This window comes from Streptomyces sp. UG1, assembly GCF_049974585.1.
Taxonomy (GTDB): domain Bacteria; phylum Actinomycetota; class Actinomycetes; order Streptomycetales; family Streptomycetaceae; genus Streptomyces.
The window spans coordinates 1-11,490 of sequence record NZ_JBNGGG010000066.1 but is presented as its reverse complement, the minus strand read 5'-3'; the positions used below and the strand labels follow the sequence as shown (position 1 = coordinate 11,490).

Annotated in this window: 9 protein-coding genes and 6 pseudogenes; 6 read left to right on the top strand and 9 right to left on the bottom strand. The window is 68.9% G+C overall.

The genetic code is table 11. The features are described 5' to 3' along the window. Positions 1-84: 84 nt before the first annotated feature. Positions 85-687, top strand: a pseudogene (locus ACP4J3_RS46745) (IS630 family transposase); the annotation flags it as partial. A gap of 543 nt (positions 688-1,230) precedes the next feature. After that, complete coding sequence (locus ACP4J3_RS46740) at positions 1,231-1,806, top strand: TetR/AcrR family transcriptional regulator (protein ID WP_426543647.1); 576 nt, start codon at positions 1,231-1,233, stop codon at positions 1,804-1,806. A 586-nt stretch (positions 1,807-2,392) separates the two neighbouring features. On the opposite strand, the gene ACP4J3_RS46735 is transcribed toward ACP4J3_RS46740, so the two are convergent. The 3 genes and pseudogenes from ACP4J3_RS46735 to ACP4J3_RS46725 form a co-directional block, all read right to left on the bottom strand. Further along, positions 2,393-2,539, bottom strand: coding sequence for a hypothetical protein (locus ACP4J3_RS46735; protein ID WP_426543645.1), 147 nt, complete (start codon positions 2,537-2,539; stop codon positions 2,393-2,395). Positions 2,540-2,568: 29 nt separating this feature from the next. Next, positions 2,569-2,863: pseudogene (locus ACP4J3_RS46730) on the bottom strand (SAM-dependent methyltransferase); the annotation flags it as partial. Between the two features lie 208 nt (positions 2,864-3,071). Then, a complete protein-coding gene (locus ACP4J3_RS46725; protein WP_426543643.1) occupies positions 3,072-3,698 on the bottom strand; it encodes a class I SAM-dependent methyltransferase in 627 nt (208 codons plus the stop codon). Positions 3,699-4,331: 633 nt separating this feature from the next. Here ACP4J3_RS46725 and ACP4J3_RS46720 point away from each other — a divergent pair. Together ACP4J3_RS46720 and ACP4J3_RS46715 are read left to right on the top strand one after the other, a co-directional pair. After that, a pseudogene (locus ACP4J3_RS46720) lies at positions 4,332-4,418 on the top strand (transposase); the annotation flags it as partial. Further along, on the top strand, positions 4,395-4,916 hold the full coding sequence (locus tag ACP4J3_RS46715) for a transposase (protein ID WP_426543698.1): 522 nt from the start codon (positions 4,395-4,397) through the stop codon (positions 4,914-4,916). The pseudogene ACP4J3_RS46720 and the gene ACP4J3_RS46715, both read left to right, overlap by 24 nt. Before the next feature lie 34 nt (positions 4,917-4,950). Here ACP4J3_RS46715 and ACP4J3_RS46710 read toward each other — a convergent pair. Together ACP4J3_RS46710 and ACP4J3_RS46705 are read right to left on the bottom strand one after the other, a co-directional pair. After that, positions 4,951-5,554 (bottom strand): annotated as a pseudogene (locus tag ACP4J3_RS46710) (ISAzo13 family transposase); the annotation flags it as partial. A 202-nt stretch (positions 5,555-5,756) separates the two neighbouring features. After that, positions 5,757-6,098 (bottom strand): annotated as a pseudogene (locus ACP4J3_RS46705) (SAM-dependent methyltransferase); the annotation flags it as partial. A gap of 295 nt (positions 6,099-6,393) precedes the next feature. On the opposite strand from ACP4J3_RS46705, the gene ACP4J3_RS46700 reads away from it, so the two are divergent. Then, complete coding sequence (locus tag ACP4J3_RS46700; protein ID WP_426543641.1) at positions 6,394-6,597, top strand: hypothetical protein; 204 nt, start codon at positions 6,394-6,396, stop codon at positions 6,595-6,597. A 43-nt stretch (positions 6,598-6,640) separates the two neighbouring features. On the opposite strand, the pseudogene ACP4J3_RS46695 reads toward ACP4J3_RS46700, so the two are convergent. The 3 genes and pseudogenes from ACP4J3_RS46695 to ACP4J3_RS46685 all read right to left on the bottom strand — a co-directional run. Next, positions 6,641-6,948: pseudogene (locus ACP4J3_RS46695) on the bottom strand (ATP-binding cassette domain-containing protein); the annotation flags it as partial. Between the two features lie 63 nt (positions 6,949-7,011). Next, complete coding sequence (locus tag ACP4J3_RS46690; protein WP_426543639.1) at positions 7,012-7,704, bottom strand: YoaK family protein; 693 nt, start codon at positions 7,702-7,704, stop codon at positions 7,012-7,014. A gap of 433 nt (positions 7,705-8,137) precedes the next feature. Then, entirely contained in the window at positions 8,138-9,640 is a 1,503-nt protein-coding gene (locus tag ACP4J3_RS46685) for a SulP family inorganic anion transporter (RefSeq protein ID WP_426543637.1), read from the bottom strand. Positions 9,641-10,048: 408 nt separating this feature from the next. On the opposite strand from ACP4J3_RS46685, the gene ACP4J3_RS46680 reads away from it, so the two are divergent. Further along, positions 10,049-10,465 (top strand): MerR family transcriptional regulator, encoded by a 417-nt coding sequence (locus ACP4J3_RS46680; RefSeq protein ID WP_426543635.1) that lies wholly within the window; start codon positions 10,049-10,051, stop codon positions 10,463-10,465. Positions 10,466-10,570: 105 nt separating this feature from the next. Here ACP4J3_RS46680 and ACP4J3_RS46675 read toward each other — a convergent pair whose 3' ends face one another. After that, positions 10,571-11,005 (bottom strand): VOC family protein, encoded by a 435-nt coding sequence (locus tag ACP4J3_RS46675; RefSeq protein WP_426543633.1) that lies wholly within the window; start codon positions 11,003-11,005, stop codon positions 10,571-10,573. Between the last annotated feature and the right edge of the window lie 485 nt (positions 11,006-11,490).

The window sequence follows — 11,490 nt, the reverse complement described above, 5'->3', positions numbered from 1 at the left end:
CCGAGCGGGCGCAAGGCCTACTGCCACATCAGCAGCCCTGCGGCACGTCGTTCGGATCACTCGGTGGCGCGCGTCGGTCCAAGTGTGCGGGGGGCAGAGCGAGTGCGGGTTCGTGAGCTCGATGACGACGCGTACAGCGGCTGCCTGCGGAAATCCGCGGGGTCGCGGGGTCGGCGGTGGCCTGGCGGCGGGCCCAGATGGTACTGCTGTCCGCACACAGCATGCCGGTGGCGAAGATCTCCGAGGTGACGTTCACCAGCGCGGACCGCGTCCGGGAAGCAACTCGTGAAGACCTGCAAGATCTCCCGCGCCCCGGACCGCGCGGCCAAGAAGGCCCGCGTCGAGCATCTCTACGCGATCGCCGATGGCGAGGTAATACCCGAGGACGGCGAACCCGAAGTCGTCTTCTGCCTGGGCCAGTTCGGGCCACTCAACCTCCAGTCCACCCCGACCGGCAGTGGGCCGGACGCGGTGGCGGACGCAAGGCTCCCAACCCCCACCCCGAGCCCAGGCCGAGGCGCCGGGCGACCTACACCAGCCCCCCCACCCCACGAAGTCCGCCACCTGTTCGCTGCCTATGACCTCACCAAGGACCAGCTCTACGGGCGCATCAAGAAGACCGAGAACCGTTCCACGTTCCTGGAGCGCTGCCGCCGTCGAGCGAGTCAATGGTGTCCACACGGTCGTGGCCGAGGTCCGGTCGGCCGGGCATGTGAGGCATGATGTCGTGCTCCTTCATACGGATGGTGGTGGAGTCAGACGGGCAGCGCCGACCGGCGTGACCAGCCTCGACTTGCTAACGAGCTGTCAGCACCTGCCGCCTGCGGCGCCACCCAACACGCCCCATCGCCGACCGGACTGCCGTCCGCCTCCGCCCGACGCACCCTGATCCGCGCAGACCGCCAGCGTGGCCAACAGCATTCGCGAGGCCTGCGACAAGCTGGGAACCCGCCAGCACAGCATCTCCGCTGACAGAACGAGATGGTGCCGGACATGCAGGTGGCGGTATACGACTGCCGCATGCCGGAGACATGTGTGCACCCGGATGCTCCACCCGTACGCAGCTGGGTGCGACCGCTGGCAGCGGCCATTGGTCTGGGTTGCATCCGGCGCTGCAGCTCTCCCGAGCGGACCGCAGGCGGCTAGTATGGGAGTACCGGACAACAGTCCGATTAGCAAGAGGCTAGAGGGCTCAGGGTGTGTGAACCCAGGAGGAGAGGGAGTGGAGTCTTGAGGAACGGCGGGCCTCAGCGCTCGGACGCGCAGCGCAACCGGGAGCGCATTCTGGAGGTGGCGCTGGTCGAGCTGTCGCGTTCGGCGGACGTACCGCTGAGTGTGATCGCGAAGAAGGCGGGGGTGGGGCAGGGCACGTTCTACCGCAACTTCCCCAACCGTGAGTCGCTCGTCCTGGAGGCGCACCGGCGTGAGGTGCAGCACCTCACCGAGGGTGCGACCGAGCTGCTCGAGACCAAGGCACCCGACCAGGCCCTGCGCGAGTGGATGGACAGGCTGGCCCGCTTCGCCGTCGCCAAGGTGGGACTCGCCGAGGCGATGCGCCAGACCATCGGCACGTCGACCGCCTCCGCGCAGCCGGGGTACGCGCTGGTGGTCGGGGCGATCGAAGCGCTGCTCGAGGCCAACCACGAGGCAGGCACCATCCGCCCCGGCGTGACCGCCGACGACTTCATCCTGGCCATCGCCGGTATCTGGCAGATCGACGTCCACGGCGACTGGCACGCCCAGACCGCCCGGCTCCTGGACCTGATCATGGACGGCCTGCGCGCGGGCGCCCCGGGGCGGGGCTGACGGCAGAGCAGGCGATGTCGGGTTGCCGAATGCGGTGGCACAAGGCGACTTGAGGGTCGAGGTCGGGAACCGGGCGGCGGGATTCGTAGTCGATGCGCACCAGTCCGGCCGCGTGCTCGGCGACGAGGAGTGCGGCGTAGGGGAACTCCGGTTGCCGGAAGCAGGGGCAGCGCACCCGTTGCAGCAGACTGCCGCCGAAGGTCGGGCGCCCACTGCACCCGGTCGAACCCGAGCCCGCCGAGGTCCATCAGCCGTGACGGGCTGGTGATGCCGTCGCGGGCCAGGGTGCTCGGATCGGTGCCTCCCGCGATGGCATCGGGACAGGTGGCCGTTGTTCAGAAGCCGACTGGAAACCGTCGTGGTCGGCGAAGGCCTGTTGTACTGGATGCAGCCGGTTCCACCAGCACCGTGCAGGCCACACAAGCACCGTGGTCGCAGCCCCTTCTTGGCCCCGGTCAACCCGACCTTGTCACGTAATACACAGGGAAGTCTCGATCCAGTCGGAGCGGGATACACAGGGACAACGGCCTCCATCAAGGACGGTGAGCGACAGCAGCACCGGACCCTCGCCCATCGTCACCGTCACTCAGTCACTGATCGCGGCCGCGATGGCGCGCAGGGCCCGGACGGTACGGCGGAGATCGGCGTGGACCAGCCGGCGGCCCGTGACCTTCATGGCCTTCCCCGCCACGAGGACCGTGTCCACGTTGTGCGGGTGCGCCGCCATGATCACGGCCGCGATCGAGTCGCGCTCGGCGGTGATCAGGCCTTGTGTCCCACGCTGCCGAACATGGCTACCTCGGCGGGCAGATCGGCGGCGTCGTCGTCCGGACGCCAGCGATTGCAGGAGTCCACGCCCGGCTCGAGGAGCTCCAGGCCGTCGAAGAAACGGGCGATGGCGGACGGGGTGCGCTGGGTCGGTTTCGGCGTGTGCCGTGCTCGTTCCAGAAGGCCACCACGGCGTCGACATCCGGCATGTCCGGCAACCCGGCCGCGTGATGGTGTGCGAGAGGACGAGGTGGCTGCCTGCTGCGGGCAGCGCGTCCGTGAGATGCCTGTGGTCAGAGAGCCGCCACTGCCCCGCTCGCTCTCCGACGGCTGCCCCACCACCTAGCGGGCTTGTATGTCAGCACGGGCGCAGACCATTCGACAGTTCCTCCCAGTCCCCCTCGATGTGGATGACTGCGAGCGGGCCGGGTGGCGAATGTCCGTGGGCGGAGGCTGGGGAGCAGTCGGCGGAAGGTCCCCCCGGGTGGGGCTCGGATTCAGGTGATGGGGCGAGAGTGCACACTGACGGCATAGCCGCCGCCTTGGTGGTACGGGTCACCGCCCCACGTGGCGAAGCGTTGCCGCAGGGTCAGTCCGGCCTGCGTGCACCAGTGGTCGAAATCCTCCAGCGTCACCGTCGGTTCCGGCAGCGGCAAGTGTTCCGCGTCCAGTCCCATGCCGGTGACCAGCAGACCGCCGGGGCGCAGAACAGCGGCGAGTTGTCGGACAACGGCCGGTTCGGTGCCGGAAGCCAGCAGGGGGATGACATTTCCGGCGGCGAGCGCCAGGTCGAAGCCGGGTTCCAGAGCGAGGCTGTCCAGGCGGGCCAGGTCACCGTGGAGCCATGCCAGTGCGGGGGCGTCACGGCGGGCGACGGCGAGCATGGAGCGGTCGACATCCACGCCCGCGCAGTGGTGCCCCAGCTCGGCGAGCCGGATCGCGACTCTCCCGGTGCCGCAGCCGGCATCGAGTATCCGGGCGGCGGGCTTCAACAGCGCGGCACAGAAGGCGGCCTCGCCGTGGACATCGTGACCTGATTCAGCGAGTCGCGCGAACCTGCGGGCGTACTCCTCTCCGGCCCGTCCACCCGTCAGCTCCGCCCAGCGGTCACGTTGCCCTGCCATATCCTGCGTACCTCCCAGTCGGCCCGGTGTAGGAGCGAGCACGGCACCCACAGCGCACTCAGAAGTGTGTCAGAACCAGCGATCTGTTAGGTTCCATGACGAGCTGGTTGCAGTGCGGTGTTGCCGTATACGAGGACCGGCTTGAGTGGTCCCTCCGAGGCCTCCCGTGTACGAGCTTGAGCCGAAGCCCGCAGCGCCGTCCTGCGACTTCTGCGGACGTCCAGAGGATTCCGCGGACTGATCCTGCCGCACCCCTCCCTGTGCCGCGGGCCCGAACGCGACGGCGACCGCGCCGTTTCGCCTGGGTCCGTGGCATACCCATGACGCCCCTCCCCCAGTAGTCATGAAACGGCGGCGGGGCATCAAGGGCACTCCTGCGCAGATATGGACGGGACTTGAGTCCTGCGGAGCATCGCGGTCAAGGAAATCGCCTACGAACGCGCGATCTTCGAAGCCGAGTTGCACCGGATCACGAACTGCATCACCGGGATCGTCGCCCCGCACACCAAATGCACTCCGAAGGACGAGTGAGCCCGCCTGCTCCTGGAGCAGCTCGGCGGGGTCAAAGCCACGCTCGAAGTCCTCACCCGCGTGGAACGCTGATGACCTGCGCGAACGACAAACGGCCGCCGACCGTCCGCGAGCGGGCGCTACCCCACCGACATGACCGACGCCGAATGGGCCGTCCTCAAACCGCTGCTGCCCGCCCCGGCCTGCTGTCTGCCCGCTCGCGGTGATCCTGGACTCCCAGTCCGTCAAGGAAGCCGAGACGGTGAGCCAGGACTCCCGGGCTTCGGCGGCGGGAAGTCGATCAATGGGAGGAAGCGGCTCACGGCCGTGGACATGCGTGGCGTGCCACCGGCCGTCATGGTCACCAAGGCCTCGCCGCATGACCGTGTCCCCGCCCGCGACCAGTTGTTCCGCCGCCGCCTGACGCATCCCGTACTCACCGCCGCCTGGGTGGACTCCACCCACGGTGGAACCCTCGTCGACTGGTCCGCTCCTTCCTCGGCATCACCCCCATGGTCCGACGCCTCACCCGCCCTCCCCGACCATCCCGCACGTCACCACACCTCGTTGAACCGGGGAAAGCGGCCGTCAAACCCACGCCCATACGCATCCAGAAGCAGACACAGACGATGCGCCTGGCCCCCACCACTTTGCGCTGCTCCCGAAGAGATCCGGGCCGGTCAGGAAGTGGGCGTCCGTCGGCCATGAGCGCATCGCCTTGTAATGAGCAAGTTGGCAGGCACGGCTGCCCTGCGGGCCGCCATTCGTGCCCGGCGTTCTTGTAGTCGCCGATCAACTCCTTCTTCTTGCTGTCCACGCTGATCACCGGGTCGCCCGCGTCCCTGTGGTCTCGCTCCTGCTCATTGAGGTAGCGGAACTGGGCGTCCCTGTCGGGGTGCTGAGTACCCTCGATGGTCTTGGCGTTGGCCTGCAGGCTGACGCCTTCCTCCCGCAGCAGGCCGGCGACCGTGTCGGCGGAGACCCGGCGGCCCTGCCGGGTCAGCTCCGCTGCCAGCTTCCGGGTCGGCTTCGTCGTCCACCGCAGCGGCGACATCGGGTCGCCCCGCTCGTCGGGCTCGACCAACGCAAGTAGCGCCGGCCGCAGCCCAGGATCAAGGTCCACAGCCTTTTTCCGGCCACCACCAGGACGACAGACCCGCCCCAACAGAGCCTGACCAGAGGCCAGCTCAGCCGCTCCGCGCGACACCGTGCCCTCCCGACCCCCGACCGCGGCTGCGACGAGCCTGATCCCACCATGCCCCCCGCGACAGCGCTTCCGCCCCTATGGCCAGCCGACGCTGACGCTCATCCAGATGCGGCAACAACACCTGGAGCTTCGCAGCCAGGACGGCCTGATCCCCTCCGGTCTCCCCACACCAGAACAACGAGTCCCACAGCTGGAAGCCACCACTTGTTTCCCGGCAAGCCCTAACCTGGCCCTGGTGAAAAGCACAGCCCCTGACCAGGACCCACACCGAGTTCACCGACATGTTCTGAGTCGGTGCGGTTGGGTCGAGATCTTGCGGAGCTACGCCCATTTCGGATGAGTCAGGAGGTGCCGGCGCGTACGGCGGTCGTCGCCGGGGTGGTGTAGAGCATCGTGAAGCGACCGCCCATCGAGTCGATGGCGGCTCCGACCGCGTCAAGGATGTCGGCCGTCTTGTCGAGGGAGAGCTGGGTGAGGCCGCCGGTGGTGGGAAGCAGTTCCAGCCACTGGTCGCGCGTGTGGGACCGTTCCCAGTCGAATCGCAACTGTTCTGGTTCGCTGAAGCACTCGCTCTGACGGACCGAGTCGGCGAACTTCGCGTACCCCGCTTGGTACATGTCCAGCGGGCGTCGCGGTTGTCTACTCAACGGTGAGTCTGGTGCCACCCGCCGGTAGGCGGCGGCACCGTCAGTCCGGCCGCGGCGCAGTCCAGTGCCCGCTGCTTGAGGGTGCGCAGGTCCGGGCCGCGGATCTCGCGATGGGTACGCTCATCGAAGCCGTCGGGCTGGTGGCCCGAGACGGCGAAGCAGATCGGGCAGTCCAGGTTGCAGCCCGTGTTGACCTCGATGATGCCCAGACAGGCTTACTGCTTGTACTCCGGGGGCAGAGCCCACAGCCGCTCGGGCAGCCGTCCCGCACCTCGGTGAACCCGGCGAACCGAACCCCTCCTCCCAGTCCCGCTTGTTCGGCGTGACCGTCATGGGCCGCGAGCGATCGGCGGGTGGTGGTCCGCCGCAGGGCGCCGCGCAGCAGTACGGCGGCGTAGAGCAGGGCCCGCGCGTCCTGCACCAGGACGAACCAGCCGAGCCGCTGGGTGAGGTACACGCCGAAGCAGCAGCCGCAGTTATCCACCGCCAGGCCGCGTGCGTACGCCTGGACGGCGAGCACGCTCCACATCAGTGACCCCGCGCGCGAGCGTCGGGCGTCGGGCGTCGGGCTGATCACAGCTCGACGTGGGGCGGCCCTGTGCCAGCAGGGCTCCCGGAGCGAGAACCCGCGAGAGGTCAGGGCCGGGCCGTCGCTGCCGCTGATGGCGAGCGTCGCGGTCTTGGGCCGTTGCAGGCGCGCGGGCGTCCGCAGCAGTCTCGACTTCCCACTGCCGTTCGGCCCGACCAGCACGGATACCTCGCCCGGCCGCAGGGTCACCGACTCATCGTGTACGACGTCGACGCCGCCAGAAGCCACGGTGACACCTGTGGCCGACAGTTCATGGCCGCGGGACCCGACCGCCGCATTTCGGCCACATTCCGTCAGCCAGGGCGGCGCAGGGATTCGCTGCGGTTGCGCAAACGCGTGCGGCGTCCCGTGCCCCCTGGTTCACGCGCCCGGCGCGCGTCGGGACGCCGGATGGGCCACGTAGGCCCCTATGGCGGCCAGTACTCCCGCCGCTGCGACCAGCAGCGCCGCGGTCAGGCTCACCTTCAGCAGCAGCGTGCCGAGGACCGCCCCGGTGAACACCGCCACCAGGCCGGCGACGCGATAGGGCTGGGCGGCATCGGGCGTACCGCCGCCCACCGCCGAGTGCCTGATCCACGTGACGAGGGTGCCGGTGACGAGGGTGGTGTTCAGAACCGCCCCCAGCCGCCACATCGTCGCGCTGCGCACGCCTATCGCCAGCGCGGTCAGCGCGATCACGACGTAATGCCTCGCTACCAGGTGGCCCGTGACGGACCGCAGGCCGATCGCCGCCAGCGCGGCGGCCACCAGGAGGGCGGACGCGATCACGGCGGAGGTCAGCAGCCATCGCCGGAGGCGAGCGGCCGTGGCGGCGCCGAGGCGGCTGCCGGCGACCACGCCCCCTACGAACCCGGCGAGTGCCGTGAGGGAACCCATGGGTGTCAGCCCTTCGCCGCCGGCGACCGCGAAACCGAGGAAGAGGATGTTGCCCGTCATGAAGGCGGTGAAGACCTGCCCGAGCCCCAGGAAGGCCACCGCGTCGACGATCCCGGTGACGGCGGTTACGACGGTCAGCGCCTTCGGCAGCGGATCGGACTGAGCCGGTGCTGACATACGTGCTCCCATCCGCCGCTGCCTTCGACCATCACCTCCCGACAGGCTCCCGCCCTGCCACGCACCGCACCCCGGCCCCTCACAAAGAACACCCGGTCAGCCGCATCCGATCTCCATCGCCGCGTGTCGGGACGTCAGAAGAGCAGCGCGGGTGGTCAGAGCGTGCCCCCGGGGGCCGAGCCGGCCTCCGACGCCGCTTCCTGCACGCGGCGTCCGACACCCCTGCCGCCACCAGGAAGAGGACCTCCCGCTCACGCGGCGTGAACGAACGAGCGCAGGGCCCGCTGGGCGGGAGCGGCGGGCTGCGCGTTGCGACACAAGAGCGAGTCGGTCAGCCATCGGGGCACCGGCCCCATCGGCGGCTACCCACCCTGTGGTCCGACAGCCGCCCTCCCCCGCCTACGTCCGTGGTCGGGAAGGGCGGCCGGTCCGGTCAGTGGCTGCCGGTCAACTGGCCGGCGAGGCGCTCGTGCATGTCGGCGCTCGGCTTGTTCAGGCCGATGATGGTGACCTTCTTGCCGCGCTGGGCGTACTTGGTCTCGACCGCGTCGAGCGCGGCGACGGAGGAGGCGTCCCAGATGTGGGCGTCGGACAGGTCGATGACGACGTCGTCCGGATCGTCCTTGTAGTTGAACTGGTAGACGAGGTCGTTGGAGGAGGCGAAGAACAGCTCGCCGGTGACCGCGTAGACGACCTGGTTGCCGTCGGGGTCGACGACGCCGGAGACGTTGACCATGTGCGCGACGCGCTTGGCGAAGACCACCATCGCGGTGATGCAGCCGACGACGACGCCGATGGCCAGGTTGTGGGTGGCGACGACGCAGGCGACCGTGACGACCATGACGGACATCTCACCGAGCGGCATCCGCTTGATCGTCCTCGGGGCGATGGAGTGCCAGTCGAAGGTCGCGAAGGACACCATGACCATGACGGCGACCAGCGCGGCCATGGGGATGTCGGAGACGACCGGGCCGAAGGCGATGCACAGCACCATCAGGAAGGAACCGGCCAGGAACGTCGACAGGCGGGTACGGGCGCCGGAGACCCGTACGTTGATCATCGTCTGACCGATCATGGCGCAGCCGCCCATGCCGCCGAAGAAGCCGGTGACGATGTTGGCGATGCCCTGGCCGATGGACTCGCGGGTCTTGCCCGAGTGGGTGTCGGTGATGTCGTCGACCAGCTTGGCCGTCATCAGCGACTCCATCAGGCCGACCAGCGCCATGGCGAACGCGTAGGGCGCGATCGTCGTCAGGGTGTCCAGCGTGAACGGCACGTCCGGCAGGCCCGGCACCGGCAGCGAGGACGGCAGTTCGCCCTTGTCGCCGACGGTCGGCACCGCGATCCCGGCCGCGACGGTGATGACGGTCAGGATGATGATGGAGACCAGCGGCGCCGGGATCACGGTGGTGACCTTCGGGAAGAAGACCATCAGGGCCAGCCCGCCCACGACCAGCGGGTAGACCATCCACGGCACATCCATCAGCTCCGGCACCTGCGCCATGAAGATGAGGATGGCGAGCGCGTTGACGAAGCCGACCATGACGCTGCGCGGCACGAACCGCATCAGCTTGGCCACGCCGAGGGCGCCCAGGATCACCTGGAAGACGCCGGCGAGGATGACGGCCGCGACGAGGTAGCCGAGGCCGTGTTCCCGGTTGAGCGGGGCGATGACCAGGGCAACCGCGCCGGTCGCGGCGGAGATCATGGCCTTGCGGCCGCCCACGACCGAGATGACGACGGCCATGGTGAACGAGGCGAACAGGCCGACCGCCGGGTCGACCCCGGCGATGATCGAGAAGGAGATCGCCTCGGGGATCAGGGCCAGGGCGACGACCAGCCCGGCCAGCACCTCGGTGCGGAAGACCTTCGGGGAGTCCAGCCAGTCCGGCTTGGACAGCCGGAACTTCGGGGCTGCGGGCAGCAGTGAGGACATGCAACCGTTTCTGTTCAGGCGCACGTGTCACCGGCGGGGACACACACGCGCGTCGTACACGACTCCGCGCACGCAGGAGGCGGAATCCCTCGGCGGCCCGGCCACATCAGCGGGGCCCAGCCGATCTGTGTGACAGCCGTCCGGCTGCCGGTCGGGCATCATGGCCCGGAAGTCTTCGGATGCCATCGGGGCCCGGTCGGGGCCCGCGCCATGGCGTTCACTGTGCCGTCAGCCTCGACGGCGGCGGTGAACACGTAGAGACTCTACCCTGACGTGAGGGCAGAGTGCGACTTGCCGCTTGTGAAACGCAGGTAAGCACCCGCCAAGATCCTGTGATTCATCTCACGTAAGCTGGGTTGCTTTACAGATTCGAAAATCGAAGGAAACAACGAAGGGGATCATGGGGCGATGACGGATCAGCGGCAGATGCAGATCGGCGAGGTGGCCGAGCGGACCGGTTTGTCTCTGCGCACCATCCGGCACTACGAGGAAGTGGGCCTGGTGATCCCCTCGGCCCGCAGCAAGGGCGGCTTCCGGCTGTACACGGACTCCGACGTCGAGCGCCTGATGGTGATCCGCCGGATGAAGCCGCTGGACTTCTCCCTGGAGGAGATGCGCGACCTGCTGGATGTCACCGACCGCCTCGCCGCCACCGACGACCCGCCCGCCGGTGCGGAGCGCGAGCGGTTGCGGGAGCGGCTCGACTCCTACCGGAAGGTGGCCGACGCCCGCTGCGAGACCCTGCGGGCCCGGCTGGAGATGGCCGAGGACTTCGCCGCCACGCTCCGCCGCCGCCTGCAGGCCGACGCCCGCACCGGCGCCTGAGCCACACCGGCGGTCGCAGGACGACAGGACGAGACGACGGGACGAGAGGAGGGGCGCGGTCCATCGCGGTCCGCACCCCTCGATGCCATCCGGCCCGTGTGACGGTCAGCCGCCTACGGCTCCGGGCACCTCTTCGGTGACGCCGTTCAGCGGCGAGTCCGGGTCGCTGCCGTACGGTCGGGTGATGACTTCCAGGCCGTGACCGGCCGGATCGAGAAAGTACACGCCCCGCCCGCCGTCGTTGCGGTTGATCCGGCCCGGGTGCTTGCCGTGCGGGTCGGCCTGGATGGGGACCTCGGCCGCCACGAGGCGGGCGAGGGCGTGGTCGAACTCGTCCTCGGACACGAGGAACGCGTAGTGCTGCATGGGGATGTCGATGTCGACGGTTGCGAAGTCCAGCGTGACGCCGTTGGCGGTCGTCACCGGCAGGAACATCCCGGCCGGCTTCCCGACCTCAAGGTCCAGGACGTGGGCGAGGAAATGAGCGGACTTCTCCCGGTCACGGGTGAGCACGATGGTGTGGTTGAACTCGACTGGCACGGGTCAATGCCTCCGTGGGCATCTCCGCGACGCCTCCATGCCTCACCCGGCCGGTGACCGACACGCGATGCCGCGCCGGGGATCGTAGACACCGTTCTGCGGCCGCGTCGAGCGGTTTTCGGCCGGTCCGCCCAGGCGACCAGCGAGCGTCTCGAGGGGCACACCGTCGGTCGCACGGGCCGCGGTGAGGATCATCCCGGAGCCATCGGTCATCCGCAGCAGGAAGATCCCCGTCAGGCTGACTCCACTCCGTCCTGGCCGGAGCGTTCCACCATGATCTCGCCGTCGGCCATACGCCCGACGGCGCGGGCCCGGTCACGGCACCCTCGCCGGCGGCGAGTTGCAGCATGAACAGCGCAAGTCATGGTTCCCCTCCCTCACTGTTTTACGAGTTGGTGCGTGATTGCCGGTGAGGCGTCTTTGGCCTGCTCGTGGCTTGTTTTCAGGCGGCCGTGCTCGGAGACGAGGCTGGCGATGGCTCGGTA

What these genes read in the sequence shown, in the direction of transcription:
- ACP4J3_RS46725 (WP_426543643.1), bottom strand. Translation starts at nt 3,698, where the DNA reads ATGGCAGGGCAACGTGACCGCTGGGCGGAGCTGACGGGTGGACGGGCC.
- ACP4J3_RS46700 (WP_426543641.1), top strand. Translation starts at nt 6,394, where the DNA reads ATGGGCCGCGAGCGATCGGCGGGTGGTGGTCCGCCGCAGGGCGCCGCG.
- ACP4J3_RS46690 (WP_426543639.1), bottom strand. Translation starts at nt 7,704, where the DNA reads ATGTCAGCACCGGCTCAGTCCGATCCGCTGCCGAAGGCGCTGACCGTC.
- ACP4J3_RS46685 (WP_426543637.1), bottom strand. Translation starts at nt 9,640, where the DNA reads ATGTCCTCACTGCTGCCCGCAGCCCCGAAGTTCCGGCTGTCCAAGCCG.
- ACP4J3_RS46680 (WP_426543635.1), top strand. Translation starts at nt 10,049, where the DNA reads ATGACGGATCAGCGGCAGATGCAGATCGGCGAGGTGGCCGAGCGGACC.